Source organism: Streptomyces sp. JJ36 (genome assembly GCF_021696945.1).
GTDB lineage: Bacteria > Actinomycetota > Actinomycetes > Streptomycetales > Streptomycetaceae > Streptomyces.
The window spans coordinates 1-24,264 of the sequence record NZ_JACYHE010000062.1 but is presented as its reverse complement, the minus strand read 5'-3'; the positions used below and the strand labels follow the sequence as shown (position 1 = coordinate 24,264).

Here is a 24,264-nt window from a genome sequence, read left to right as displayed (position 1 = left end):
GATGGGCGGTCCCGGCCCCGGGTCCGGGCGTGTCCGGACGTCTGCCCCGGACGACGGGAGGCCGGGGAGAGGGCGCGTGGGCCGGAGGCGTGCCGGGCGCTCAGGCGCGGGTGCAGTCGGGGCACAGGCCCCGGTAGGTCACCTCGACCTCGGAGACGGTGAAACCGAAGCGCTCGGAGGCGGGGAGATCGGCCAGCGGGTCGCCGCTCGGATGGACGTCCCGGATGGCGCCGCAGCGGGAACAGACCAGGTGGTGGTGGGGCCGGTGGGCGTTCGGGTCGTAGCGCCTGGCGCGCCCGTCGGTGGCCACCTCGACCACCTCGCCGAGGGCCACGAGTTCACCCAGGGCGTTGTAGACGGTCGCGCGGGAGATCTCCGGCAGCCGGGCGGTGGCCCGCGCGAGCACCTCATCCGCGGTGAGGTGGACGTGCTCGCCGTCGAGTACCTCGGCGACAACCCGGCGCTGGGCGGTCATCCGCCAGCCACGTCCGCGCAGTCGTTCCAGCAGGTCACTCATGGCCACCAGCCTAACAGTGCAGGTCCCGGCACCTTCTGGGCCGGGCCTTGGTTGTCGTATTGACTTGGACTAGGTCCACCGTAGGATCGGATCCGGCGGCAGCCAAGGGACAGGACGACAGCAGGGAAACGCACGTGACGGTTCAGCAGACGGGTCCGCTCACCACCGCACCCGGTGGCCCCGGTCGCGGACGGCCACGGCAGCCGGTGCGTGCCCACCGGCCCGGTGCCGCCCCGGGGGCGGGCCCTGCGTGGACGGCCCACGCCCTGCGCCCGGAGGCGCCGCGCCTCCGGGCGGGGCTCCGGCGTCCGTATGGTGCCCACCGCGGCACCCGGGCCGTCGCCCTCATACGCCGGCCGGAAGCGGCCGGCAGACCGGTGGCCCCGCCCGCGGGGCGCACCGGGGGCGCTCCGGTGCCGTGCGCTCCGTGCGGTGCCGTCACCGGTGCCGGCCGCACGTCCGGCGGGGCCGCCGTCTGACGGCGTCTGCCGGCGGCCGCGACCGCCCGGCCCGCGAGGCCGGGAGACCGCCCGTTCCGCCGCTACCCGTGTCACCGCTGTCCCACGTTCCTCCACCACCCCGTCGTTCCCGAGCATCGTGCTCTCCTAGTCCGGAAGGATTCCCCCATGTCCGAGAACCATGAGGCGATCGTCACCGACCCGAAGACGGAGGGCGAAGGGGGCTGTCCGGTCGCGCACGGGCGCGCCCCGCACCCGACGCAGGGCGGCGGGAACCGCCAGTGGTGGCCCGACCGGCTGAACCTGAAGATCCTCGCCAAGAACCCCGACGTGGCCAACCCGCTCGGTGACGACTTCGACTACGCCGCGGCCTTCCGGAGCCTCGACCTCGCGGAGGTCAAGCGGGACATCGCCGAGGTGCTGACCACCTCCCAGGACTGGTGGCCGGCGGACTTCGGCCACTACGGCCCGTTCATGATCCGGATGGCCTGGCACAGCGCCGGCACCTACCGGATCAGCGACGGCCGCGGCGGCGCCGGCGCCGGCCAGCAGCGCTTCGCCCCGCTGAACAGCTGGCCGGACAACGGGAACCTGGACAAGGCCCGCCGCCTGCTGTGGCCGGTGAAGAAGAAGTACGGCCAGAGCCTCTCCTGGGCCGACCTCATGGTCCTCACCGGCAACGTCGCGCTGGAGAGCATGGGTCTGCAGACCTTCGGCTTCGCCGGCGGCCGGGAGGACGTCTGGGAGCCGGAGGAGGACGTCTACTGGGGCCCCGAGACCACCTGGCTCGGCGACGAGCGCTACTCCGGCGACCGTGAGCTGGAGAACCCGCTCGGCGCGGTCCAGATGGGCCTCATCTACGTCAACCCCGAGGGCCCGAACGGCAACCCGGACCCGATCGCCGCAGCCCGCGACATCCGCGAGACCTTCCGCCGGATGGCGATGAACGACGAGGAGACCGTCGCGCTCATCGCGGGCGGTCACACCTTCGGCAAGACCCACGGCGCGGGACCGGCGGACGCGGTCGGTGCCGACCCCGAGGCCGCGTCGATGGAGGAGCAGGGCCTCGGCTGGAGGAGCACCCACGGCACCGGCAAGGGCGCCGACGCCATCACCTCCGGCCTGGAGGTCACCTGGACCTCCACGCCGACCCGGTGGAGCAACGGCTTCTTCGACAACCTCTTCGGCTACGAGTGGGAGCTGACCGAGAGCCCGGCCGGAGCCCACCAGTGGAAGCCGAAGGACGGCGCCGGCGAGGGCACCGTCCCGCACGCCCACGACTCCTCGAAGAAGATCGCGCCGTCGATGCTCACCACGGACCTGGCGCTGCGCTACGACCCGGTCTACGAGCCGATCTCCCGCCGCTTCCACGAGAACCCCGAGGAGTTCGCGGACGCCTTCGCCCGCGCCTGGTACAAGCTGACCCACCGCGACATGGGCCCGAAGGTGCTCTTCCTCGGCCCGGAGGTCCCGGAGGAGACCCTGCTGTGGCAGGACCCGCTGCCGGAGGCGGAGGGCGAGCCCATCGGCGCCGAGGACGTCACCGCGCTCAAGGCGAAGATCCTCGACTCCGGCCTGACCGTCTCCCAGCTCGTCACCACCGCCTGGGCGTCGGCCTCCACCTTCCGCGGCAGTGACAAGCGGGGCGGCGCCAACGGCGCCCGTATCCGCCTGGAGCCGCAGCGGGGCTGGGAGGTCAACAACCCCGACGAGCTCGCCACGGTGCTGCGCACCCTGGAGAGCATCCAGCGGGAGTTCAACACCGGGGCGAAGAAGGTCTCCCTGGCCGACCTGATCGTGCTCGGCGGGTGCGCGGGCGTGGAGAAGGCGGCCCGGGACGCCGGCCACCCCGTGGAGGTGCCGTTCACCCCGGGCCGGGTCGACGCGACGGACGAGCACACCGACGCGGAGTCCTTCGCCGCGCTGGAGCCGGCCGCCGACGGCTTCCGGAACTACGTCGGCAAGGGCAACCGGCTGCCCGCCGAGTACCTGCTGCTCGACCGGGCGAACCTGCTCACGCTGAGCGCCCCCGAGATGACGGTCCTGGTCGGCGGTCTGCGCGTGCTGGGCGCCAACCACGACGCGTCGAAGCTCGGTGTCCTCACCGACACCCCGGGCACGCTGACCAACGACTTCTTCGTCAACCTGCTCGACATGGGCACCACGTGGAAGGCGACGTCCCCGGACGCGACCACGTTCGAGGGCCGGGACGCCGGCACCGGCGAGGTCCGGTGGACCGGCAGCCGCGCCGACCTCGTCTTCGGGTCCAACTCCGAGCTGCGTGCGCTCGCCGAGGTCTACGCGAGCGACGACGCGAAGGAGAAGTTCGTGCGGGACTTCGTCGCGGCCTGGGACAAGGTGATGAACCTGGACCGGTACGACCTCGCCTGAGCACCCGGTGTCCCGGGCGCGCTGAGGGCGTCGTCCGGGCCGGTCCGCGCCGGCCGGCCCGGACGACCGCTTGCGGGCGTCCGCCTCCGGGACGGTCGTTACCCGCCCGGGCCGCACGCCGGGCGGGTAACGCGCAGGAGCGCCGGGGGGACGCCGGGTGCCGCCGGAAACGCGGTCAGCCGGAGGTGAACCTGCCGTTCTCCACCTCGAAGTTCTCGGTCGGGGAACAGCCGATCGACGGTGTGACCAGCAGGCTCACGGCCACCGGCGCGGGCTCCGTACTGGCGGTGGAGAAGGTGCAGATCGCCTGCCGGCCGGTCAGCGGGAACCAGAAGAAGCCGTCGGTCTCGCCGACCGTGGTGCGGTCCGACTCCTTCCAGGTGCCGCCCCGGAAGGTGAAGACCCGCAGCTCCACGGAGGCCGCGAGCGGGTCGGCCTGCGACCGCAGCGCCGTGAGGGTGAACTTCAGGTCCCGGCCCAGGACCGAGGAGGCGATCTGCCGGCTCTCCACCGGCCGCGTGTGGGTGGGCCGTGGCTTCGGCGGGGCGTCGGTGTGCTGCCGGGCCTGGCCGTCCGGCGGCCCGCCCATGGTCGCGCCGACCGTGCAGGTGGCGGCGGTGGCGGTGACCAGGGCGGCGCCCCAGGTCATACGTCTGCGGGTGTGCTTGCGCATGGGGACTCCGTGCGGGTGAACCGCGGAATGCTCCGCGTGCGGGGACGTACGGGGAGATGCGAAGGGCTGGTGAGGGCGGACTGAGGCGCGCCCGGGCGTGCGGTGCCGGAGAGCGGTACCGCGGTTGCCGGTCGGCCGCCGTTGTGACCTGCTTGGGATGCTGTCCGGCCGGGTGGCCGTGCCCCGCGCCGTCACTTCCGGTGCGGCGTGTCCGGGTGCTCGGGGTGCTCCGGGGCGCGAGCCTCGTGGTCCTTGTCCTTGGCGGGACCCTTGTGGCCCTTCGCGGACGGGCAGCAGTCGGTCAGGGAGAACGTGAGCTCCCAGACCGGTGGTGTCAGGAAGTTCAGCTCCATCTCGCCCTGTGCGTTGCGGAACTTCCCGGTGCCACCGGTGACGGCGTTGGTCACCGGGCGCGGGGTCGGGATCCCCTCCTGCTCGCCCTGGACGGTGATCTGCCCCTCGTCCAGCACCGCGGTGAGCGAGCACTGCCCGGCGTTGCGGGCCACCTCGGTGAGGACGCAGTACCCGCCGACGGTGCCGACCGGGGGACCGTCCTCCTCGTCGGCGGCGAACAGGTCGCCGCTGAAGACGAACTGGTCGCCGACGCTACGGCCGGGAGTCCCCAGGTCCAGTTCCTCGGCGACCTGAAGCCCCGTCCGCACGGTGAAGCTGCGACCGGTGTGGTCCTTCCCCGGGGGACGCCGTCCGTGCGATCGGTCGTCCCCGGACGTGGCCGGGGACTTCCCGGCCCGGGTCTCGCGGGGTTCGTGGCCTGCTGCGCCACCGTGGTGGTCCCCGGTGGGGCCGCCGCCGGTGACCGTCAACGAGGCGAGTACCGCGGCGCACGTCCCCACCGTGGCCCGCCGTATGTGTGACTTTCCGATGTTCATGCGGTTTCTCCTGCTCTCCGGGGTGAGCGCACGCGGCATTTCGCCGCCCCGTACGGGCTCATCCCTCCACGACCCGCTCCCTCACCGTGACCTGAGAGGGAGGAACGGGACATCCGGGACTTCACGCTAGGGCGCCGGGCAGCGGCCCGCCGCCGCTCGCAGCCGTTCGGGTGCCGCGGCCACGGGGCGCCCGGGAAACGCTGCGGCATGCGCGGCGGCGGACGAGGCCGACGCCTCCGGGCGCGGGCCCTCCGGCGCGGGACCGTGGCATGATCCGGTCCCGTGACCGATGTGCTGGTGTTCGCCGGGCTGCTGCTCGCGTTCGGACTGGTGTCCGGACGGGTGCGCGGCACCTCGCTGACGGCCCCCATGGTCTTCGTCTCCGCCGGCCTGCTGCTCGGCCCCGCGGCGGCGGGCGTACTGACCGGGACCGTGGACGAGGAGGCCGTCCGCATCCTGGCCGAGGTGACCCTCGTCCTGGTGCTCTTCACCGACGCCGTACGGATCGACCTGGGCGCCCTGCGACGGGAGTACGCCTTCCCGCTGCGGCTGCTGGCCCTCGGCATGCCGCTGGGCATCCTGCTCGGCACCGCGGCCGGGGTTCTGGTCCTCGACGACCTCGGGGTCTGGGAGGTCGCGCTGCTCGCGGCAGTGCTCGCGCCCACCGACGCCGCACTGGGAGCCGCGGTGGTCAGCGACCGGCGGCTGCCGGTCCGCGTCCGCCAGACGCTGAACGTGGAGAGCGGACTGAACGACGGCATCGCCCTGCCCGTGGTGACGCTGCTGGTCGCACTGGCGGCCGGCAGCTCCGGCGACGTCGGCTCGGCCGGGTCGTGGGCCGGGTTCGCGGCCCGGCAGATCGGGCTGGGGGCGCTCGTCGGCGTGCTGGTGGGAGGCGCCGGCGGGCTGGCACTGCGCCGCATGGACGCCGCCGGGTGGACGACCGAGAACTACCGGCGCCTGGCGGTGCTGGCCCTCGCCACCCTCGCCTACGGCCTGGCGGAGGTCAGCACGGGCAACGGGTTCATCGGCGCCTTCGTCGCCGGGCTCTGCTTCGGCTCGGTGGCGCGCCCCCAGGCCCCGCACGTGCACGAGTTCGCCGAACGGGAGGGCGAGCTCTTCGCCATGGCCACCTTCCTCATGTTCGGCGGCATCATCATGGGGCCGCGGCTCGGTGACATCGGCTGGCAGGACGTCCTCTACGCGCTGCTCAGCCTGACCGTCGTACGGATGGCCGCCGTCGCGGTGGCGATGGCAGGCTCCGGCGTACGGCGGGAGACCGTCCTGTTCTTCGGCTGGTTCGGGCCGCGCGGGCTGGCGTCGTTGCTCTTCGCCCTCCTGGTCGTGGAGGAGTCGGACGTCGCGCACGCCGACGCCGTCATGCTGGTGGCCGGGGTCGCCGTGACCCTGAGCGTCTACGCCCACGGCCTCACCGCCGCCCCCTGGGCGCGCGGCTTCGCCCGTCGCGCCGCGCGCCTCGCCCCCGCCGCCCCGGAGCAGCGCCCCACCCACGAGCATCCGGTGCGCCACCGCATCCACTGAGCCCGCGCGGAGCCACGACGGCCCCCCGGCGGCAGCGCCGGCCTGCCGGCCCCGGAGCCTTCGCTTCCTGCGGCCGGAGGAGGGCCAGCGCCCGCCTCCGCCACGGAGAGTCCGGCGCGACCGGTCGGCGGAGCCTGGCAGAACGAGCACACCGCGTTGCAGCGGCCCGTCACGTCAGTTCGGCTGTGGCACCGGGTCTTCCGGGTCCGGTCGAGAGGTGTCGTCGGGGACGCGGTAGCCGGGGACGGAGGGCCAGCGGACCGTGAGGACGACGGACTCCTCCTCCGCGTACCAGGAGTGGTCCACGCCCCGACCCCACACGACGTAGTCGCCCTGCTCGGCGAGGAGCACGCTGCGCCCGGGCAGCTCGACGCGGAAGCGGCCGCTGATGAGCACCAGCAGGGCGGTGCGCTGCTCGCCGGTCACCCACTGCTCCCGTGCGTCACCCGGAGGATGGACACCCCACTTGATCTCCACGGCCTCGCTGTGGCGGGGATCGGAGACGTCCTTGAAGTGGCCGAGCAGCCAGCCCCGGTCCAGCGCCGCGTCCTTACCCGCATGGCCCACGTACACGGTGTTGTTCACATCTCGGCAAGCTAGCAGGCGCCGTGGTGCGGGCGGCTCCCGGCTGCGTACGGGCCCTGGAACGGCGGGCGACGCAGGGTGTCCGTACCGCCCGGCGGAGCGGCGCGTCGTGCGGTCCACCGGGAGGCCGGAGCGAGCAGGGCCCGAGGGAGAAGGCCGCGGGCGCGATGACCGCCGCGGCGCCGCTCCGCGGGTGGTGCACCTGACCGCGGCGGGGCGGCATGGGCTCGCGGAGGAGTTCGCGGTGCGGGCCGACGGGGCCTGAGCCCGGGCCGCGGGTCGGCGGGCGCAAGGCGGCGTTTCCGGGTACACAGGGCGGAACGTGTGCGGCGTATCCGGAGGGCTGACAGGTGGCAGAGGACACCGACGTCGTGGTGATCGGCATGGGCGTGGGCGGCGAGCACGTCGCGGGACGGCTGGCGGACGCCGGTGTGGACGTGGTCGGCGTGGAGGCCGAGCTGGTCGGCGGGGAGTGCCCGTACTGGGCGTGCATCCCCAGCAAGATGATGGTCCGCGCCGGCAACCTGCTCGCCGAAGCCCGCAGGGTGCCCGGCGTGGCGGGGCGGAGCGAGGTGGCCCCGGACTTCGCGCCGGTGGCGGCCCGGATCCGCGACGAGGCCACCTCCGACTGGGACGACCAGGCGGCCGTCGACCGGTTCACCGGCAAGGGCGGGACCTTCGTGCGCGGCCGCGCACGGCTGACCGGCCCGGGCCGGGTGGCGGTGGACGGGCGGGAGTTCGCCGCCCGGCGCGGGGTGGTGCTGGCCACCGGCAGCCGCCCGAGTACGCCGCCGGTCACCGGGCTGGACGCGGTGCCGTACTGGACCAACCGCGACGCGGTCGCCGCCGAGGAGGCCCTGGGTTCGCTGCTGGTGCTGGGCGGCGGCGCCGTCGGCCTGGAACTCGCCCAGGCCTTCGCCCGCTTCGGCACCCGGGTGACCCTCGTCGAGGCCGTGGACCGGCTGGCGCCGGCGGAGGAGCCGGAGATCGGCGGGCTGCTCGCGGGGGTGCTGGGCGCCGAGGGCGTCGTGGTCCGTACGGGCGCGAAGGCCACGGGCGTACGTCACTCCGGTGACGTCTTCCGGCTCACCCTGGAGGGCGGGGAGGAGGTCACGGCCGAGCGGCTGCTCGTCGCCACCGGCCGCCGCCCGGTGCTCTCCGGGCTCGGCCTGGAGCACGCCGGCCTGGACCCCGACGCGCGGGCCCTGGAGGTCGACGGGCGGCTGCGGGCGGCCCCCGGCGTCTGGGGGGTGGGCGATGTCACCGGGCTCGCGCTCTTCACCCATGTGGCCATGTACCAGGGCGAGATCGCCGCCCGCGACCTGCTGGGCGAGCCCGGACCGGAGGCCGACTACCGGGCGCTGCCCCGGGTGACCTTCACCGACCCGGAGATCGGCTCCGTGGGGCTGACCGAGCAGGACGCCCGGGAGCGGGGCCTCCGGGTGCGCACCGGCCTCGCCGAGCTGCCGTCCTCGGCGCGCGGGTGGATCCACAAGACGGGCAACGAGGGGCTGGTCAAGCTGGTCGAGGACGCCGACCGCGGTGTGCTGGTCGGCGCCACGTCCGCCGGCCCGGCCGGCGGGGAGGTGCTCTACGGGCTCCAGGTCGCCGTGCAGGCGGAGGTGCCCACGGAGCGGCTGCGGCAGATGATGTACTCCTACCCCGCCTTCCACCGGGCGGTGGAGGACGCCCTGGCCGACCTGGCCCGCGGCTGAGCCGGGGCCGGCCCGCGGACGGGCCGGCACGCCTCAGGGCAGCAGCGGGCGGTCCGGTGCGGCGGCGCGGGCGACCAGGGCCCGCGCGATGTCCCGCAGCTTGACGTTGGTCTCCTGGGAGAGCCGTACCAGCCGCTGGAACGCCTCCTCCGGCGTGCCGGACTCCTCGGTGAGCACGATCCCGATGGCCTGGTCGATGGCCGGGCGGGTGTCCAGCGCGTTCTTGAGCTGCTGGTTCTCCTCCTTGAGTCCGTCCTGCTCGCGCTTGACCTCCTGCTGCTCGCGCGCGCCGGCGAGCACCACAGCCGCTGCGCAGGCCAGCCGGCCCTCGTCCAGGGCCGGAGCCGGCCCGGAGGCGTCGTTGGCGGCGCCGAACTCCTCCAGCACCTTCACGATGTGCGTGCGGAAGGCCGTGATGTCCCGCGGCTGGAGCAGGATGCCCACCAGCTCGCCGTCGGCGTCCAGCACCGGGCTGTTGACCACGGTCCAGTGCCGCTCCAGGAAGCCCGTCGGCGCGTCCCGCCAGGGGATGTCGTAGCGCTGGACGGGCAGATGGTGTGGCCGGCGCAAGCGTCGCACCCGCCGGAAGGAGGCGTCCATACGGGCCACGCCGTCCGCCTCCGGGTGGTGCGGGTTGCCGGGGAAGGCGCTGAAGACGTGCCGTCCCCTCAGCTCGTCCCAGCTACGGCCGGTGGCTTCCAGATACGCCGGATTCGCGCTCCGGATGACCAGCCTCCGGTCCAGTACGACCGAGGGTGTCGACGACGCCGTGAAGACCGCGTCGTTCTCGAGGTCGAACTGCGGCATCACTGTTCCCCCTCCTGGCACGCGTGTGTCCGCAGGGCAACGGGTCAACTACCGCACACCCTACGACACCCGCGTGCGGCGGAACGCGGTGCGCCGACCGTACGCGGGCGGCCTACGCCTGGTCGCGTGCGTCGTCGAACCAGACGTCGAGGGCGGCGTCGAGCTCGGCCTCCCACTCCCGCAGCAGCCTGCGTGCGGGGGCCTCGACATCGGCGTCGAAGTGGCGGCGGTCCCGGGTGTAGACGGTCACGGCGAACCGGCGGCCGAAGCGCGGGACGTTGATCTCGACCGCGCCGATCTCGTCCCAGCGGAACCGGGCCTCCGTGTCGTCCAGCCGGAACGTCATGCCGGCGGCGCCGGCGGCGATCACGCCACGGCGGTCCGAGACCTCGAACGAGGGCCCCGCGGCCGGTGCGTCGTCGTCCGCGTCGTCCGCCTCGCCGTCCGCGGGCCCGGGCGCGTCGTCCTCCGCGGTGATCGCGTCCGCTGCGAAGGCGTCCTCGTCGTCCAGGGCGGCCGGGTCGGCGACGCCGGGGCGCACGGCCTCCGCCGCCTCCTCCTCCCGGGCGCCGTCCCGGGCGGCTTCTCCGGGCGGTGTCCCGGGCCCTTCCGCGCCGGGGACGTCGAGGCCGGGAATGTACGTCGGGTCCGTGCCCGCGCCGAGCACGACCGGGTCGGGGGAATCTGGGCGCTGCTCCACGGAGCCCAGTATGGCCCCTCCGCAGCCGTGGCCGTCGAGGGGCCCCGCACCACGGGGACTGACCACGCGCGCCGCCGGGACTGCTCCGGACGGAGCAGTAAAAAGCGCGCGAAGTCGCACCGTCTGCGCACCGTGGAGTCATGGCAGAACAACGGGAGCGGCGAAGCCGTCGCACGTCCGCGTCGTCCGCGTCGTCGGCTTCGCCGGCGTCGACCGCGGCCACCACCTCCAGGTCGAGAAGCGGCACCCGCGCCCGGGTGCCGGGCCCGGAGGACGCGGCCCGGCACGCGTGCGACCGCATCGACGGGCTTGCGGTGGGACCGGCGGAGGGCGTCTCCGCGGTCACCCGCACCGACGACGGCTGGTGCGTCGCAGTGGACGTGCTGGAGCTGCCGCGCATCCCGGACACCACCAGCCTGATGGCCACCTACGAGGTCGAGATCGACCGCTCCGGCGAACTCCTGCAGTACCGCCGGGTCCGCCGCTACCGGCGGGGCACGGCCGACGACTGACGGCCGCGCCCGGTCACCGGAAAGGACCACCATGCCCACCACCACCACGACGTACTCCGACTCGGTCGCCTGCGTACCCCGGGCCGGGACGCTCTACGACGTCATCGAGATCATCCTCGACCGCGGCATGGTGATCGACGTCTTCGTCCGGGTCTCCCTGGTCGGCATCGAGATCCTCAAGGTCGATGCCCGCGTCGTCGTCGCCAGCGTCGACACCTATCTCCGTTTCGCCGAGGCCTGCAACCGGCTGGACCTGGAGTCCGACCCGCGCAGCCGTACCGTCCCCGAGCTCTTCAGCGGCGGCGGGGGCGGCAGCCTCACCGGAGTGGGCGCCCGTAAGGCGGTGTCCGCCGTCGGCAGGAAGGTGGAGGAGGCCATCGGAGGGCGGGAGGACGAGCAGGAGGACGAGCAGGAGGGCGAGGAGGCGGAGGAGGAGCCGCGGCGCCCACGGGCGCGCAAGCGGACCACGACGGCCCGTTCGGCCACCACCGCTCGCCGGAAGAGAGAGGGCTGACCGATGGGAGAGCCCGAGGCCGCCGTCTACGTCTACGGCATCGTCCCCGCCGCCCGCCGGCCGCCCGCCGGCCTCACCGGTGTGGGCGCACCGCCCCTTCCGGTCCGCACGGTGACCGCCGGCCCGCTGGCGGCCGTGGTCAGCGGGGTGCCGGAGAAGCTCCGCGCCCGGCGGCGCGACCTGCTGGCCCATCAGGAGGTCCTGCTCGCCCTGCTGGACCGCGGCCCTGTGCTGCCCATGCGCTTCGGCATGGTCTGCCGGGACTCCGGAGCCCTGGAGGACCAGCTTGCCGCGGAGGAGCCCGCGCACCTGGATGCTCTGGAGGAGGTCGGGGGCCGGATCGAGATGAACCTCAAGGCGCTGCCCGTCCAGGACTCGCTCCCCGAACTGGTGCGGGAGGACCCCGGGGTGCGGCGGCTGCGGGAAGAGGCGCGGCGGCGGCCGGGGTACGAGGCCAACGTACGGCTGGGTGAGGCGGTGGCCCGCGGCCTGGAGCAGCGAGCGGCCCGGGCGGCGGCACAGGCGGTGGGCGAGCTCTCCGGGCTGGCCGTACGGACGGTCGACGGACCCCAGGTGCCCGGCGGTGTGCGCAACACCTCCTTCCTGGTCGAGCGGGGCTCCCGGCGGCGCTTCGAGGAGACGGCGGGGCGGCTGGCGCAGGAGCACGGCCACCGTGCCGAGCTCCGCCTGGCCGGCCCGCTGCCCTGCTACAGCTTCGTGGTGGCCCGGACCAGGGCGGCAGGGGTCTGAGATGGGGTTGTTCACAGAGCTCGCGCTGCTGCCCCTCGCCCCGCTGCGGGGCACCATCTGGGTCGCGCAGCGCGTCACGGAGGTCGCCGAGTACGAGATGTACGACCCCGGGGTCATCCGGGCGCGGCTCGCCGCGCTCAACGAGGCGCTGGAGAACGGGGACATCGGCGAGGCGGAGTTCGAGGCCGAGGAGGAACGCCTCCTGGACCTTCTGGAGTACAGGGTGCCGCACGACGGCGCACCGCACGATCCCACGGTGGGAGCAGAGGAATGAGCGACAACGGCAAGGCGGCCCTGACGGCCGCGGTCCTCGGGGGGTACGTCCTCGGGCGGACGAAGAAGGGCAAGCTGGCCCTGATGCTCGCCTCGATCGCCCTGGGCCGGGGCAAGGACCTCAGCCCCCGCGGACTGCTCTCGCAGGGTGTCCGCATGCTCCGGGACTCACCGCACTTCGCTCAGCTCAGCGAACAGGTGCGGGGGGAGTTGCTGGACGCCGGGCGGTCGGCGGCCGCCTCGGTCGCCGACCGCGGCATGGCCGGCCTGGCGCACTCCCTGCACGAACGTACCGAGTCCCTCCGCGAGGGCCTTCCCGAGGGCGGCGGAGCCCCGGGCGAGGAGCAGGAGGAGGAACCGGAGCAGGAGGAGGAACCGGAGCAGGAGGAGGGATCAGAGCAGGAGGAGGAACCTGAGGAGGAGCAGGGCGGCAGGTCGCGCCGCGGTGCCGACCGGAGGCCGGCGAAGAGGCAGGCCGGCGCGGAGGCGCCGGCCCGGAAGAAGTCCGCCGCGAAGAAGTCCGCCGCGAAGCGGAGCGAGACGGCGGGGCAGACCGGCGGGACGAAGAAGACGGCGAAGAAGAAGTCCGCCGGAACGGCGGAGACCGGCAAGCGTGCCGCCGGGGGCGGGAAGTCCGCCTCCGGGAGGGGCACCACGGCGAAGAAGACGGCCGGCGGCTCCGGCCGCCGGAGGTGACCGGTGATGGCGGAGAAGCAGAGCACCGATCAGCAGGCCCCGTCGGGCCTGGACCAGCTACGGTCCGAGATCACGAATTATCTCGGGGCACGTGCGCAACACCTCGTGGGCTCGGTCGGCGGGCGTATCTCGAACCTGACCGGCAAGCTCGACGATCTCTCGGAGAACGCCGGTGACCTGCCGAAGATGGGCGCGCGGATCCTCGGCGGCGAATCGCCGGTGAAGGCACTGGTGTCGGAGAAGGCCAAGGGCGCCAAGGACGCCGTCGCGGGGAAGGCGAAGGACCTCTTCGGGGGCGGGGGCGGCGGAGACGAAGGCGCGGGCGGCGACCGGAAGCCCGGGGACACCAAGGTCACCAACATCGTGGAGACACTCGATGTGGGCCTTCCGGTGCGGACCTGCTACGACCACTGGACGCAGTTCGAGGAGTTCGGCTCCTACATGAAGGGCGTCCGCAACGTCTCCATCTCGGACGAGACCACCAGCGACTGGAAGGTGAAGGTCGGCCCGTCGACCCGCGGGTGGAAGGCGACGGTGCTGGAGCAGGTGCCGGACGAGCGCATCGTGTGGACCTCGGAGGGCTCCAAGGGCAGCACCAAGGGCGTCGTGAGCTTCCACGAGGTGACGCCCGACCTGACCCGGATCGTGGTGGTCGTGGAGTACTACCCCTCCGGGTTCTTCGAGAAGACCGGCAACCTGTGGCGGGCCCAGGGCCGCCGGCTCCGGCTGGACCTGAAGCACTTCCAGCGTTACGTCACCCTCACGGACGAGGAGCCCGAGGGCTGGCGCGGCGAGATCCGTGACGGCGAGCTGGTGACGAGTCACGAGGACGCCATGGAGGAGGAAAGGAGCCGCGCCGAGGAATCCTCCGAGGACGAGGAGGAGTACGAGGGCGAGGAGCCGGAGGAGGAAGAGGGCGAGGAGGAAGAGGAGGGCGAGGAGGAAGAGGGCGAGGAGGAAGAGGGCGAGGAGGAAGAGGAAGAAGAGGAGGAAGAGGAATGAGGACTGAGGGGACCCCGTGACCGAGCTCGACACGTGGCACCGGCCGCCGCAGGACACGACCTACGGCCACACCGCGAACCTCGCCGAGATCCTGGAGCGCGTTCTCGACAAGGGCATCGTCATCGCCGGCGACATCAAGGTGGATCTGCTCGACATCGAACTGCTCACCATCCGGCTGCGCCTCTTCGTCTCCTCGGTCGACACCGCGCGACGGGCGGGCATCAACTGGTGGGAGACGGACCCGGCGCTCTCCACCCGTGCCGCCGACCACGAGCTGGCCCGGGAGAACCAGCGGCTGCGCGAGCGGATCGAGGCCCTGGAGTCCTCCGCCGGTTCTGCCGCCGCCGGCGAAGCGGAGCCCGCGAAGGGCCGCCGGCGGGAACCTGCCGGGAGGGACCGGTGACGACCGGCGCCCCCGACCGCGCGGCGGTGCCACCGGCCCCCGGCACCGCTGTCGCCACCTATGTCTTCGCCGTTCGCCCCGGTGACGGCCCGTCGTGTCCTCCCGAGGCGTCCGGCCTCTGCCCGGACACGCCGGTCCGGCTGCTGCCGGTCGGTTCCCTCGGCGTGGTGGTGCAGTCCGTGCCCGCCGCTGACTACTCCGCGGAGTCGCTGCGCGACCGGCTCGCCGACCCCGTGGAGCTGGAGCGCTGCGCCCGGGAGCACCACGCCGTCGTCTGTGCGGCCGCCCGGGGCGCGACGGTCGTCCCGATGCCGCTGGCCACCGTCTACCACGACGACGAGCGGACCCGTGCCGCCCTGCTCGCCCGTGAACGGGAGCTGAGCGCCGCGCTGCGGCGGCTCGCCGGCCGTGCGGAGTGGGGCGTCAAGGTCTACACCGGCACGCAGGCCGGGAGCACGGCCGGCCCGGACAGGGCGGCGCTCGCGGGGGCGGAGGACGGCGCCACCGGGCGGGCCCCTTCCGGCCGCGCCTATCTGGAGCGCGTACGCGGCCGGCAGCGGGCCCGCGAGCAGCGGCAGGAGGCGGTGCTGCGGGCGGCCGACCGGGTGGACGACCGGCTGCGCCCGCTGGCCGTCGCGGCCCGCAGGCTGCGGGCGCACGGTGCCGAGCCGGCCGGCGACCGCCGGAGCCAGGTGCTCAACGCCGCCTACCTGCTCGACGCGGGCCGGGAGCGGGAGCTCGCCGGGACGGTACGGGAGCTGCGTGCCGCCCCGGAGCTGCGGGACGTGCGGATCGAGGTGTCCGGACCCTGGGTGCCCTACTCCTTCGTCGAGGGAGGTGCGGATGACTCCGGCGGCGACTGAGCCCGTGCCCTGGGACGGCCCGGAGGGGGAGGGCGGGCCGGTCGGGGTGCCGCTGGTGGACCTGCTGGACCGGCTGCTGGCCACCGGCGTGGTCGTCACCGGCGACGTGGTCCTCGCCATCGCCGAGGTGCCCTTGGTGCGGGTCTCGCTCCATGCGCTGCTCTCCTCGGTGAACGAGCGGGTGCCCGCGCCCTGGGCGGACAGCGGGCCGCTGTGACCGCCCGGCGGATCGAAATGGACCGGGAGACCGTGGAACGGGACCTGGCCGCGCTGGTGCTGACGGTGGTGGAACTGCTGCGGCAGCTCATGGAACGGCAGGCCGTCCGCCGTGTCGACCAGGGGGATCTGACCGAGGAGCAGATCGAGCGGATCGGTACCACGCTGATGCTCCTGGAGGAGCGGATGACCGAGCTCCGGGAGCGGCACGGCCTCGACCCGGAGGACCTCAACCTCGACCTGGGCCCGCTGGGCACGCTGCTGCCGCGGGACTGAGGGCCGGCGGCCGGCGGGGCGGGGCGGTCGTCAGGGCGCCCCCGGGGCCCCAGGGCGACGCGCGCGGGAGCGCGCGGGAAACGCTCCCAGAACACGGGGAGTTGGGCTGCATCCGGCCCTCCGTTCCCACCCCACCGGCATGTGCGACCGCCGTCGCGATACGGCTATGCTGCGTGGGGCTCGGCGAGTTGAGCGATTTCTCCAGGTCATCGCTGCCCTGCTGCCGTTTCGCGGTCGCGAGCGAGGCGGTACGGCGGTCCCGCCGCCGATGCCGTGCGCCGTCGGCCCTAGCACAGCCTTTCGACGATGTGAGGATGCCGATGATTCGTGCTGGATCGTCACCCGGAGGAAAACGGCCGGGCCCCGTCCTGGCGTGGGTGCTGCCCGCCGTCGCGTCCGGCGTCGCGACGGCCGTCGCCGTGTCCGTGGTGGACCCGGAGGCCCGGTTCGCAGTGGCGTGGTGCGGTGTCGTCGCGACGGTGGCGGTGGCCGCGCTGGCCGGCGAGGTGGCGCGTCGCGTACGGGAGGTGCGGGTCCTGCGTGCCCGGCTGGCCGAGCGGGAGGAGCTGCTGGAGCGCCGGCTGGCCCGGCAGGAGGCGGCGACCGTACGGCTGGCGAAGGAGCGCCTGCCGGAGGCCGTGGAACGGCTCCAGGAGGGCGAGTTCGCCGAGGACGTGCTGCTCTCCATGGCCGCCGGCGACGAGACCCTGGAGGGCCTGAGCGCCGACTTCCGCAGCGCCCACGAGGAGTTGCTACGCTCGGTGGTGGAGGCCGTGCAGGCCGAGGAGACCATGCGGGACTCGGCCCAGCGCGGCGTGGTGAACATCGCCCGCCGCGTGCAGGCGATCGTGCACCAGCAGGCGAAGGACCTGCGGGAGATGGAGGACCGGCACGGCCGGCGGCCGGAGTTCTTCGCCGACCTGCTCCGGCTGGACCACGGCACCGCGCTGATCGGCCGGCTGGCCGACAGCATCGCGGTGCTGGGCGGGGCCCGCCCGGGCAGGCAGTGGAGCAAGGCCGTCCCGCTCTACAGCGTGCTGCGCGGTGCCATGTCCCGCATCATCGACTACCAGCGGGTCGAGCTGCACTCCGTGGTCGACGTCGCCGTCGTCGGACCGGCCGTCGAGCCGCTCATCCACGCCCTGGCGGAACTGCTGGACAACGCCACCCGCTACTCGCCGCCCAAGGCCAAGGTCCATCTGACGGCGGGTGAGGTGCACGCGGGCATCGCCATCGAGATCGAGGACGGCGGCGTCGGCCTGAGCGAGGAGGCCCGCGCCCGCGCCGAGCAGATGCTCCGGCAGGCGCAGGCGGGCATCGACCTCAACGACCTCGGCGAAGCGCCCCGTCTGGGCCTGGCGGTGGTCGGCCGGCTGGCCCAGGCGTACGACTTCCAGGTCTCGCTGCCGCCGTCGGCGTACGGCGGGGTCCGGGCCGTCCTCGTGGTGCCGGCCAAGCTCGTCACCACGGCACCGGCGACCGGGAAGGCGCACGGCATCGGGGCCGCCTCCGGACCGCGCCCGGCCGCGGCGGCCGAGGCCGCCGAGCCCCGTACGGAGATCCCCGCCCCCGCCCCGCCGGAGCCCGTTGCGCAGCCGGACGGTCGCGGGGAAGCGCAGGAGTCCGCACCGTCCCCGGGCGCCGGGGGAGGCACGGCGGAGCAGCCGGTGCAGCAGCAGGCGGAGGAGGATCCGCCGGCGATCGAGCGGAACGCCAACGGGCTGCCCCAGCGCCGCCGGCGCCGCCCCGACCCGGCCGCGCGGGCGGCCGCCCGTACGGCGCCGGGCGGCGCCGCGCAGGGCCGCGGGGCCGTCGCGCCCGAGCCGGCCGCGGAGCAGGAGCCCGCACCCGGCATGTGGATGGCGGCGCTCCAGAGCGGACTGTCCGGAGAGGGGTCCCGGGCGCCCGGTCCCCGTGAGAGCAGTGACAAGACGTCAGATGAGGGTGAGTAAGCGATGGATCGGCGGGCCGACATGGACTGGATGCTTAAGGACCTGGCGGAGAGCGTCCCGCAGACCCGCCACGTGGTCGTGTTGTCGTCGGACGGCCTGTGCATGGCCCGGTACCAGACCGATGAGGACACGGCCGACCGCCTGGCCGCGATAGGCTCCGGACTGCAGAGCCTGTCCTCCGCCGTCGCGGCGGAGTTCCCGCACAGCGACGGGCGGATGCGGATGGTCGTCGTCGAGGTCAACGGTGGCTTCCTCTACCTGATGGCGGCGGGCGCGGGCGCGCATCTCGCCGTGCTGGCCGACGAGGGCGTGGACGCCGGCCTGGTCGGGCAGTGCATGCGCGATCTGGTCGCCCGCATCGGCGCTCACCTGACGAGCCCGCCACGGCACGACGGCAGCGCCGCATGACGCGACACCAGGGGGAATGGGACGAAGGCAGTCCCGAGCGGCTCTATGTGATCACCGGCGGCCGCAGTGACTCCGCGGAGAACGCCGGAATCGACCTGGTCACGCTCATCGTCGCCCGTACCGAGCCCCGGGTGGGCATGCAGCCGGAGCACGCGGCCATTCTGCGGGTGTGCGCTTCCCCGCTCTCCGTGGCCGAGATCTCCGCCTACCTGGGGCTGCCCGTCAGCGTGATCACCGTGCTGCTCGCGGACCTGTTGGCCGAAGAGCGGGTGGAGGCCCGTGCGCCTGCCCCGTCGCTTCCTGACCTTGCACTGATTGAGGCGGTAATAGATGGACTCCAAAAGCTCTGAAGCCGTCGTCGGGCCACGGAGCGAGGACGTGCTGCCCTCATCGACCACGGCCGCGGTCAAGATCGTGATCGTGGGGGGCTTCGGCGTCGGCAAGACCACTCTGGTCCGCTCGGTGAGCGAGATACGGCCACTGACGACCGAGGAGACGATGACGCAGGCCGGCGCCACCGTCGACGACAACACGGGCGTGGAGCGCAAGACCGCCACCACCGTGGCGATGGATTTCGGCCGTATCAGCCTGAACGAGGAGCTGGTGCTCTACCTGTTCGGCACCCCCGGGCAGCAGCGCTTCTGGTTCCTGTGGAACGGCTTGTTCGACGGGGCGCTGGGCGCGGTGGTGCTCGTGGACACCCGGCGGCTGGAGGTCAGCTTCGACGTGATCGGCCGGCTGGAGGAGGCCGGGGTGCCCTTCGTGGTGGCCGTGAACGCCTTCCCGGAGGCGCCCGGTTACCCGGTGGAGGAGCTGCGGAGCGCCCTCGACCTGCCGGAGAGCGTGCCGATCGTGGTCTGCGACGCGCGGCGGCGGGAGTCCAGCCGCGACGTGCTGATGACCCTCATGCACTATCTGCGGTCGCTCACCGTGGCGCCCGCGGCCACCTCGTAGACCGGGTGCGGTGTACCGCCGGAGCAGCCGGGGAGACGGGTCCGCCGGGCGGCTTCCGTCCGGGCCGCCCGGTGACGGGTGTGACGCGCGGGAGTGCGGAGGTGCAGGTGGCCCGGCCGGCGGGTGGGAAGTGTGGCGGAAGAGACCATCTTGACGAGGACCGTGGAGACGTCCTCACTTGAGCGGCCGGGTGGACTGTGATCCACTTCTGCGCTGGCTCCGGTGACGCGATCCGGCCAGGGTGTTCTCCCGGTCGTACGCGCACGAAATGCGGAGCAGCAACGCGGCGGTTCCCCCACACCGGTGTGGAGGGGACACGTCCGCCGGACAACCGAGGTGATCAACAGTGGAGCACGGGCTGCTGGTTCCGCCTGTCTATTCTCCTATCCCACCCGCCATCCATCCCCGCCACGAGGTCATCGACCGGCAGACGGCCGAATGGGCCACCGCCTTCCGCATCGGCTCCGAGGAGCTGCGCCGGAAGTTGATCGCCCACGACATCGGCACCTTCGCGGCGCGCATCCTCCCCGAGGGGCGCCAGGAGGTCGTCGGCATCCTCGCGGACTTCATCATCTGGCTCTTCGGCGTGGACGACGGGCACTGTGAGGAGGGCGAGCTCGGCGGGGAGCCCGGGGAACTCGTCGCCGAACTCTCCCGGCTGCTGCGTGTGGCCCAGAACCCCGAAGTGCCCATGCTGACGCAGGACCCGCTGGCCGACGGTCTCCGCGACCTGCGCCGCCGGATCGGGGTGCACGGCACCCCCGGGCAGGTGGCGCGCTGGGTGGAGACGCTGCGCGAGTACTTCCTCTCCGTCGCCTGGGAGGCCTCGCACCGGAGCCGCGGGACGGTCCCCGACCTCAACGACTACACGCTGATGCGGCTCTACGACGGTGCCACCTCCGTCGTCCTCCCGCTGCTGGAGATGGGGCACGGCTACGAGCTGCATCCCAGCGAGCGCGAGCACACCACCGTCCGGGCCGCGGCGGAGGCGGCCTACTTCATCATCACCTGGGACAACGACCTCTTCTCCTACCACAAGGAGAGCCGTGCCCAGCACTACTACCTCAACGTCCTGCGCGTCCTGGAACACCACCACGGGCTGAGTCCGGACGCGGCGATGGCCACCGCCGTCGCTCAGCGCGACCGTGTGATGGTGCTCTTCCTCCGCCTCTGCGAGCACCTGGTACCCACGGCGAGCCCGCAGCTCCGGCAGTATCTGCACAGCCTCGCCTGCTTCATACGCGGTGCGCAGGACTGGGGCATCAGTTCGCTGCGCTACACGACTCCCGACGACCCGGCGAACCTCCCCTCGACCTTCACCGACACCCCCACCGACGACAGCACGGAACCCCTGGACATCCCGGCCGTCGCCTGGTGGTGGGACCTGCTGCCTCCGGACCGGCGGGCGGCGCCGTCCCGGGAGCAGCCGGGCTCCTCCGTAGTCAACTTCTCCCCGCGGCTGGCCACAAGCGGAACGGGCTGATTCCGGCCTGCCGGTGGAAGCACGGGAGCGTGTGCGGCGCGCGAGGCGGGCGCCGCACGCCCCCAGCGGTCCGGCGGACGCCCGGCCTCCACGGGCTCCCGCCAGGCCCTCCCGCACCGGGGCCTCTCCGGCACCTCGGGGCCTTCCGCAGCCCTCAGACGTGCCCGGGTCCGGCAGGCCCGTCCGGGCGTGGCACCGCCTCCGCGGTCCCCAGAGCGTCCTGGAGGAAACCCAGTTGCGCCGGCAGCAACCGCTCCGCGACGTTCTCCCGGGTGACGAGGTGCCCGGCGCCGGGCAGCGGCAGCACCCGGTGCGGTCGTCCCGCCGCCAGCAGGGCCGCCGACAGCCGCAGGGTGTGGGCCGCGGCGACGTTGTCGTCCGCGAGCCCGTGGATCAGCAGCAGCGGGCGGCGCAGCCGGGGCGCGTCGGGGAGCAGCGAGCACCGGTCGTAGTTCTCCGGCTCCTCGTCGGGGTGGCCGAGCGTGCGCTCCTTCCAGTGCGTGTCGTAGAGCCGGTGGTCGGTGGGCGGCGCCCCGGCCACCGCCGCGTGGAACACGTCCGGCCGGCGCAGAACCGCCCCCGCCGCCAGGAACCCGCCGAACGACCAGCCCCGGATCGCCACCCGCCCGGTGTCCAGGTCCGGGCAGTGCTCCGCAGCCGCGTGCAGCGCGTCCACCTGGTCCTGCAGCGCGTACGTGAGCAGGTCCCCGCGGATCGCCTTCTCCCAGGCGGGGCCCCGCCCCGGCGAGCCCCGGCCGTCGGTCACCAGGACGGCGAAACCCTGCTCGGCGAACCACTGCGACACCAGCGCCGGCCACCCCAGCGCGCGGGTGGCCAGCAGCAACTGCTGCCCGCCGTACGGGTCGAGCAGCACCGGCAGCCGCCGGCCGGGAGCGTGCCAGGACGGCAGGAACAGGTTGCTGCGCAACTCCCGTGCCCCGAGCCGGAGGAAGGCGGGGCGCGGGGTGACCACCGGCCGCTCCGCGTGCGAGGCCACCGGCACCGGCCGGGCCCCCGCCCGGTGCACGGTCACCCGGTCCTCCCCGGCGACGCGGCCGGCCAGCACGGTGGTGCCGCCCGCGGCGACCGCGGTGTGCACCCCCGGCCCCTCGCTGAGCCGCGTGCAGCCGCCGCCCGGGGACCAGCGCCACACATGGGTCTCGGACGGCTCCTCGCCGCCGGCGAAGAGCACCGATTCCCCGTGCGTGCCGAGCACCTCCCGCACCTGGAGCCCCGGCGGTGTCACCGCGGTCCCGTCCACCGTCAGCCGCCGGGTGCCGGGATCGTCCGCGGTGACCACCAGCGCGCCCCCGGCGGTGCGGCAGGGCGTGCCCGGGATCAGTTCCACCCAGTCCGGGTCGCGCTGCTCGTGCAGCAGGCGGGTCTCCCCGGTCGCCGGGTCCACCGCGAGGGTGCGCAGGAGGCGCTGGTCGCGGCTCTGCACGGCCAGGAACGGGCCGTGTGCGTCCCAGCCGGCGGCGGGCACGTACTCGAACGCCTCCCGGTCCCAGCGCACTGGGCGGCGCCCGCCGTCGAGACCGAGCAGATGCAGCGTCACCTCGGCGTTGGCCGTGCCCGCGGCCGGATAGCGCAGAACCCGGGGCGGCGCCGCCGGGTCGGCGGGATCGGTGAGATGGCGGCGGGCGACCCGGGAGGTGTCGGTGCGGGCCACCAGCAGGGCGCCGCCGTCAGGGGCCCACCAGTACCCGCGCAGCCGCCCCATCGACTCGGCCGAGACGTGGTCGCTCAGCCCGTAGGTGACCTCCGGGCCCTCCGGAGCGGCCAGCCGCCCGTCGGCGGGGCGCCCGCCGGCGCCGCCGGCCGCACGCAGGCCGGTCACGTGCAGCGCGCCGGCGGTGACATAGGCGACGAGCCGCCCGCAGGGCGACGGCCGGGGGTCCACGACGGGCCCCGCCGCGGTCACCGGGAAGGGGGCGCCACCGTCGGTGCGTACGGCCCACAGGGCGCCGCCGAGCGCGTACGCGGCGGTACGGGCCTGCGCGTCGGCCGCGTACGCCACCACGCCGCTGCCGGTCTCCCGGGCGCGTTCCCGCCGGACCCGCTCGGCCGCCGGGAGACCGGCCTCCCCGCCGCCGTCCGCGGGCGGCCCGGCGAGCAGGTGCTCCGTGCCGTCCTCCAGCAGCCACAGCCGTCCCGCGGGGTCCGCCCCGCCTCCCGTACGCAGGTACAGCACCCGCCGGCCGTCCGCGGAGACGGTGAACTGCCGCGGCACGCCGAGGGAGAAGCGCCGGGTGCGGCCGAACTGCCGCGGGAAGTCCGGGATGCGCGGCGGGACGGGTACGGCTGCGGGCGGAGGCGTGGACGGCTGCACGGGGCGGCTCCCTGCTGTGGTGGTCGCGGTCTGGGCCGCACCCCGTCCCCTCGTACGGCGGGATCGGCGGCCTCCCCGTCCGCCGGACCGTGTGGCGCGGACCGGCGCACCGGCCGGGAACGGCGGAGTCCGGGCGGGGAGCGGCGACGAGGTTCCGCTCCGGTCTGCCGGACGGCGCTCCAGGGCACGCCGGGGGTACCGGGGGCCGCGGGAGCGGTGCTGCCGGGAGGCGGGGACGCCGGGTGGTGGCGGCCGCCGGTGCCCGTGGGGCGGGCGCCGGCCGGGCGGGGTGCGCGGTGCGCATTCTCCCAGCCGCGCCGCCGCGGGGCGAGCGGTTTCCGGGACGCCGGTCCGGGTACGGCGCCGCCGTCCCGGCCGGGCCCCGCCACGACGGCGCCGGGCCCGCGGTGGCGCGGGCCCGGCGGCGGAGCGGGGCGTGCAGGGGCGTGGCGCCCCGGTCAGGTGCGGTGGTCCTCGACGCCCAGGCCGAGGGCCCGTGCGAGGTCCTGGACGTTGCGGTACTCGCCTTCGGGCAGGTCGTCCGCGAGGCTCAGCAGCCGGTCCGGCGCGTGGTTCTCGCGCAGTGAGGCGAGCACCGCGGCCCGGTCGGCCGGATAGATGCCCGGGCTGAGATGCCGGGCCAGCTCGGAACGGAGCTCCACGTCCGCGGCGTCCATCCCCGGCGGCGTCCCGCCGTGCAGCGGCCCCTCCGGGTCGAGGCTCGCCTCGGGCTGGTCCTCGCCCGCGGGCTGGAGCTCGTGCTCCTCCTGGGCCCGTACGGAGCCCTCGGCCTTGAGCTCCCCCTGCAGCTCCTTCTTCATCTCGTCGTCGTGCAGCGGGCCGGTCTTCTCACTCGCCATGGCTCTCTCTCCTGCGGAACGGGGGCGGGGGCCGCGGCCGCCGGCGGGACACGCCCCGCGGCGGGGCGCCGCCGCCCCGTGTGCTGCCGCCCGCAGTACCTCGCACCCCCGGACCGAAACCGGTCCGTGCGTGCAAGGGCCTGTCCGGCGGATCCTCGAGGACCGGCCCGCGGAGTCGAGGGGGTGCCTCCCAGGCCGAAGGCTCCGGGGGAGCGTGCGAGCGCACGGCGGAGGAGCGTTCTCGTACCCGGCGTACGTGGACGAGGCGGCAACCCGGTTCAGCAGGCGTGCCGGCCGGTCGCGTCACCGACCTGCCGGGCCACCACGCCAGGCCCTACGGGCCCGGACCTGCCGGCGGGGCGTGCCGCCGGAGGCTCGTGCCGGGGCCGCGGACACGCGGTGCGGCGTGGCCGGGGACGCGGCGCGGGCAGGCTCCCGTCCGCGCCGGTGCTGGGGCCCGGCCGGTCAGGTGCCAGATCGGAAGAGCGTCGT

The 24,264-nt window shown here is 74.2% G+C and carries 26 protein-coding genes; 18 read left to right on the top strand and 8 right to left on the bottom strand.

What is annotated here, in order from left to right:
• Positions 1-100: 100 nt before the first annotated feature.
• On the bottom strand, positions 101-517 hold the full coding sequence (locus HOY81_RS20500) for a Fur family transcriptional regulator (protein WP_237321940.1): 417 nt from the start codon (positions 515-517) through the stop codon (positions 101-103).
• A 626-nt stretch (positions 518-1,143) separates the two neighbouring features.
• On the opposite strand from HOY81_RS20500, the gene katG reads away from it, so the two are divergent.
• A complete protein-coding gene (gene katG, locus HOY81_RS20495) occupies positions 1,144-3,366 on the top strand; it encodes a catalase/peroxidase HPI (RefSeq protein WP_237321939.1) in 2,223 nt (740 codons plus the stop codon).
• Positions 3,367-3,541: 175 nt separating this feature from the next.
• On the opposite strand, the gene HOY81_RS20490 is transcribed toward katG, so the two are convergent.
• Both HOY81_RS20490 and HOY81_RS20485 read right to left on the bottom strand, forming a co-directional pair.
• Positions 3,542-4,039, bottom strand: a complete 498-nt coding sequence (locus HOY81_RS20490) for a hypothetical protein (RefSeq protein ID WP_237321938.1) — start codon at positions 4,037-4,039, stop codon at positions 3,542-3,544.
• Between the two features lie 191 nt (positions 4,040-4,230).
• Positions 4,231-4,929 (bottom strand): hypothetical protein, encoded by a 699-nt coding sequence (locus HOY81_RS20485; RefSeq protein ID WP_237321937.1) that lies wholly within the window; start codon positions 4,927-4,929, stop codon positions 4,231-4,233.
• A gap of 282 nt (positions 4,930-5,211) precedes the next feature.
• Between HOY81_RS20485 and HOY81_RS20480 the strand changes: the two genes are divergently transcribed.
• Positions 5,212-6,471, top strand: coding sequence for a cation:proton antiporter (locus HOY81_RS20480; RefSeq protein ID WP_237321936.1), 1,260 nt, complete (start codon positions 5,212-5,214; stop codon positions 6,469-6,471).
• Between the two features lie 174 nt (positions 6,472-6,645).
• Here the strand turns inward: HOY81_RS20480 and HOY81_RS20475 are convergent, their stop codons facing one another.
• Positions 6,646-7,056 (bottom strand): signal peptidase I, encoded by a 411-nt coding sequence (locus HOY81_RS20475; RefSeq protein ID WP_237321935.1) that lies wholly within the window; start codon positions 7,054-7,056, stop codon positions 6,646-6,648.
• A gap of 350 nt (positions 7,057-7,406) precedes the next feature.
• On the opposite strand from HOY81_RS20475, the gene HOY81_RS27700 reads away from it, so the two are divergent.
• Positions 7,407-8,771, top strand: coding sequence for an NAD(P)/FAD-dependent oxidoreductase (locus HOY81_RS27700; protein ID WP_237321934.1), 1,365 nt, complete (start codon positions 7,407-7,409; stop codon positions 8,769-8,771).
• A 33-nt stretch (positions 8,772-8,804) separates the two neighbouring features.
• Here the strand turns inward: HOY81_RS27700 and HOY81_RS20465 are convergent, their stop codons facing one another.
• Both HOY81_RS20465 and HOY81_RS20460 read right to left on the bottom strand, forming a co-directional pair.
• Positions 8,805-9,578: an ANTAR domain-containing protein gene (locus HOY81_RS20465; protein ID WP_237321933.1), complete on the bottom strand. Its 774-nt coding sequence runs from the start codon at positions 9,576-9,578 to the stop codon at positions 8,805-8,807.
• A 112-nt stretch (positions 9,579-9,690) separates the two neighbouring features.
• The gene (locus HOY81_RS20460) at positions 9,691-10,278 is read right to left on the bottom strand and encodes a hypothetical protein (RefSeq protein WP_237321932.1); all 588 of its coding nucleotides are present in this window, start codon (positions 10,276-10,278) and stop codon (positions 9,691-9,693) included.
• Positions 10,279-10,418: 140 nt separating this feature from the next.
• On the opposite strand from HOY81_RS20460, the gene gvpO reads away from it, so the two are divergent.
• The 15 genes from gvpO to HOY81_RS20385 all read left to right on the top strand — a co-directional run bounded on the left by gvpO (position 10,419) and on the right by HOY81_RS20385 (position 20,580).
• A complete protein-coding gene (gene gvpO / locus HOY81_RS20455) occupies positions 10,419-10,790 on the top strand; it encodes a gas vesicle protein GvpO (RefSeq protein WP_237321931.1) in 372 nt (123 codons plus the stop codon).
• A 31-nt stretch (positions 10,791-10,821) separates the two neighbouring features.
• The gene (gene gvpJ / locus HOY81_RS20450) at positions 10,822-11,304 is read left to right on the top strand and encodes a gas vesicle protein GvpJ (RefSeq protein WP_237321930.1); all 483 of its coding nucleotides are present in this window, start codon (positions 10,822-10,824) and stop codon (positions 11,302-11,304) included.
• A gap of 3 nt (positions 11,305-11,307) precedes the next feature.
• Positions 11,308-12,054 (top strand): GvpL/GvpF family gas vesicle protein, encoded by a 747-nt coding sequence (locus HOY81_RS20445; protein WP_237321929.1) that lies wholly within the window; start codon positions 11,308-11,310, stop codon positions 12,052-12,054.
• 1 nt (position 12,055) lies between these two features.
• Complete coding sequence (locus HOY81_RS20440) at positions 12,056-12,328, top strand: gas vesicle protein GvpG (protein WP_237321928.1); 273 nt, start codon at positions 12,056-12,058, stop codon at positions 12,326-12,328.
• Positions 12,325-13,023 carry a histone protein gene (locus tag HOY81_RS20435; protein WP_237321927.1) on the top strand — a complete coding sequence of 233 codons (699 nt, stop codon included), beginning with the start codon at positions 12,325-12,327 and terminating at the stop codon, positions 13,021-13,023. The genes HOY81_RS20440 and HOY81_RS20435 overlap by 4 nt, the downstream gene beginning before the upstream one ends.
• 6 nt (positions 13,024-13,029) lie before the next feature.
• Entirely contained in the window at positions 13,030-14,025 is a 996-nt protein-coding gene (locus HOY81_RS20430) for an SRPBCC family protein (protein ID WP_237321926.1), read from the top strand.
• Between the two features lie 16 nt (positions 14,026-14,041).
• The gene (locus tag HOY81_RS20425) at positions 14,042-14,428 is read left to right on the top strand and encodes a gas vesicle protein (protein ID WP_237321925.1); all 387 of its coding nucleotides are present in this window, start codon (positions 14,042-14,044) and stop codon (positions 14,426-14,428) included.
• Positions 14,425-15,291, top strand: coding sequence for a GvpL/GvpF family gas vesicle protein (locus tag HOY81_RS20420; RefSeq protein WP_237321924.1), 867 nt, complete (start codon positions 14,425-14,427; stop codon positions 15,289-15,291). Before HOY81_RS20425 ends, HOY81_RS20420 begins: the two co-directional genes overlap by 4 nt.
• Positions 15,272-15,508: a gas vesicle protein GvpJ gene (gene gvpJ, locus HOY81_RS20415; protein ID WP_237321923.1), complete on the top strand. Its 237-nt coding sequence runs from the start codon at positions 15,272-15,274 to the stop codon at positions 15,506-15,508. Before HOY81_RS20420 ends, gvpJ (HOY81_RS20415) begins: the two co-directional genes overlap by 20 nt.
• A gap of 17 nt (positions 15,509-15,525) precedes the next feature.
• The gene (locus tag HOY81_RS20410) at positions 15,526-15,783 is read left to right on the top strand and encodes a gas vesicle protein K (protein WP_237321922.1); all 258 of its coding nucleotides are present in this window, start codon (positions 15,526-15,528) and stop codon (positions 15,781-15,783) included.
• A gap of 320 nt (positions 15,784-16,103) precedes the next feature.
• The gene (locus tag HOY81_RS20405) at positions 16,104-17,735 is read left to right on the top strand and encodes a sensor histidine kinase KdpD (protein ID WP_237321951.1); all 1,632 of its coding nucleotides are present in this window, start codon (positions 16,104-16,106) and stop codon (positions 17,733-17,735) included.
• A gap of 21 nt (positions 17,736-17,756) precedes the next feature.
• Positions 17,757-18,143, top strand: a complete 387-nt coding sequence (locus HOY81_RS20400; RefSeq protein WP_237321921.1) for a roadblock/LC7 domain-containing protein — start codon at positions 17,757-17,759, stop codon at positions 18,141-18,143.
• A complete protein-coding gene (locus HOY81_RS20395; protein ID WP_237321920.1) occupies positions 18,140-18,493 on the top strand; it encodes a DUF742 domain-containing protein in 354 nt (117 codons plus the stop codon). Before HOY81_RS20400 ends, HOY81_RS20395 begins: the two co-directional genes overlap by 4 nt.
• Positions 18,474-19,097, top strand: coding sequence for an ATP/GTP-binding protein (locus HOY81_RS20390; protein WP_237321919.1), 624 nt, complete (start codon positions 18,474-18,476; stop codon positions 19,095-19,097). The genes HOY81_RS20395 and HOY81_RS20390 overlap by 20 nt, the downstream gene beginning before the upstream one ends.
• Positions 19,098-19,443: 346 nt before the next feature.
• Positions 19,444-20,580, top strand: coding sequence for a selina-4(15),7(11)-diene synthase (locus HOY81_RS20385; protein WP_237321918.1), 1,137 nt, complete (start codon positions 19,444-19,446; stop codon positions 20,578-20,580).
• 154 nt (positions 20,581-20,734) lie between these two features.
• Here the strand turns inward: HOY81_RS20385 and HOY81_RS20380 are convergent, their stop codons facing one another.
• Positions 20,735-22,912, bottom strand: a complete 2,178-nt coding sequence (locus tag HOY81_RS20380; RefSeq protein WP_237321917.1) for a prolyl oligopeptidase family serine peptidase — start codon at positions 22,910-22,912, stop codon at positions 20,735-20,737.
• 458 nt (positions 22,913-23,370) lie between these two features.
• Positions 23,371-23,772, bottom strand: coding sequence for a DUF2795 domain-containing protein (locus HOY81_RS20375; RefSeq protein ID WP_237321916.1), 402 nt, complete (start codon positions 23,770-23,772; stop codon positions 23,371-23,373).
• Positions 23,773-24,264: the final 492 nt, after the last annotated feature.

Coding starts and splice junctions, on each gene's coding strand:
- HOY81_RS20440 (WP_237321928.1), top strand. CDS start 12,056: ATGGGGTTGTTCACAGAGCTCGCGCTGCTGCCCCTCGCCCCGCTGCGG.
- HOY81_RS20430 (WP_237321926.1), top strand. CDS start 13,030: ATGGCGGAGAAGCAGAGCACCGATCAGCAGGCCCCGTCGGGCCTGGAC.
- HOY81_RS20485 (WP_237321937.1), bottom strand. CDS start 4,929: ATGAACATCGGAAAGTCACACATACGGCGGGCCACGGTGGGGACGTGC.
- HOY81_RS20400 (WP_237321921.1), top strand. CDS start 17,757: ATGGACTGGATGCTTAAGGACCTGGCGGAGAGCGTCCCGCAGACCCGC.
- HOY81_RS20410 (WP_237321922.1), top strand. CDS start 15,526: ATGGACCGGGAGACCGTGGAACGGGACCTGGCCGCGCTGGTGCTGACG.
- HOY81_RS20405 (WP_237321951.1), top strand. CDS start 16,104: ATGATTCGTGCTGGATCGTCACCCGGAGGAAAACGGCCGGGCCCCGTC.
- HOY81_RS20490 (WP_237321938.1), bottom strand. CDS start 4,039: ATGCGCAAGCACACCCGCAGACGTATGACCTGGGGCGCCGCCCTGGTC.
- gvpJ (WP_237321923.1), top strand. CDS start 15,272: ATGACTCCGGCGGCGACTGAGCCCGTGCCCTGGGACGGCCCGGAGGGG.
- gvpJ (WP_237321930.1), top strand. CDS start 10,822: ATGCCCACCACCACCACGACGTACTCCGACTCGGTCGCCTGCGTACCC.
- HOY81_RS20465 (WP_237321933.1), bottom strand. CDS start 9,578: ATGCCGCAGTTCGACCTCGAGAACGACGCGGTCTTCACGGCGTCGTCG.
- HOY81_RS20435 (WP_237321927.1), top strand. CDS start 12,325: ATGAGCGACAACGGCAAGGCGGCCCTGACGGCCGCGGTCCTCGGGGGG.
- HOY81_RS20375 (WP_237321916.1), bottom strand. CDS start 23,772: ATGGCGAGTGAGAAGACCGGCCCGCTGCACGACGACGAGATGAAGAAG.
- HOY81_RS20395 (WP_237321920.1), top strand. CDS start 18,140: ATGACGCGACACCAGGGGGAATGGGACGAAGGCAGTCCCGAGCGGCTC.
- katG (WP_237321939.1), top strand. CDS start 1,144: ATGTCCGAGAACCATGAGGCGATCGTCACCGACCCGAAGACGGAGGGC.
- gvpO (WP_237321931.1), top strand. CDS start 10,419: ATGGCAGAACAACGGGAGCGGCGAAGCCGTCGCACGTCCGCGTCGTCC.
- HOY81_RS20390 (WP_237321919.1), top strand. CDS start 18,474: ATGGACTCCAAAAGCTCTGAAGCCGTCGTCGGGCCACGGAGCGAGGAC.
- HOY81_RS20445 (WP_237321929.1), top strand. CDS start 11,308: ATGGGAGAGCCCGAGGCCGCCGTCTACGTCTACGGCATCGTCCCCGCC.
- HOY81_RS20500 (WP_237321940.1), bottom strand. CDS start 517: ATGAGTGACCTGCTGGAACGACTGCGCGGACGTGGCTGGCGGATGACC.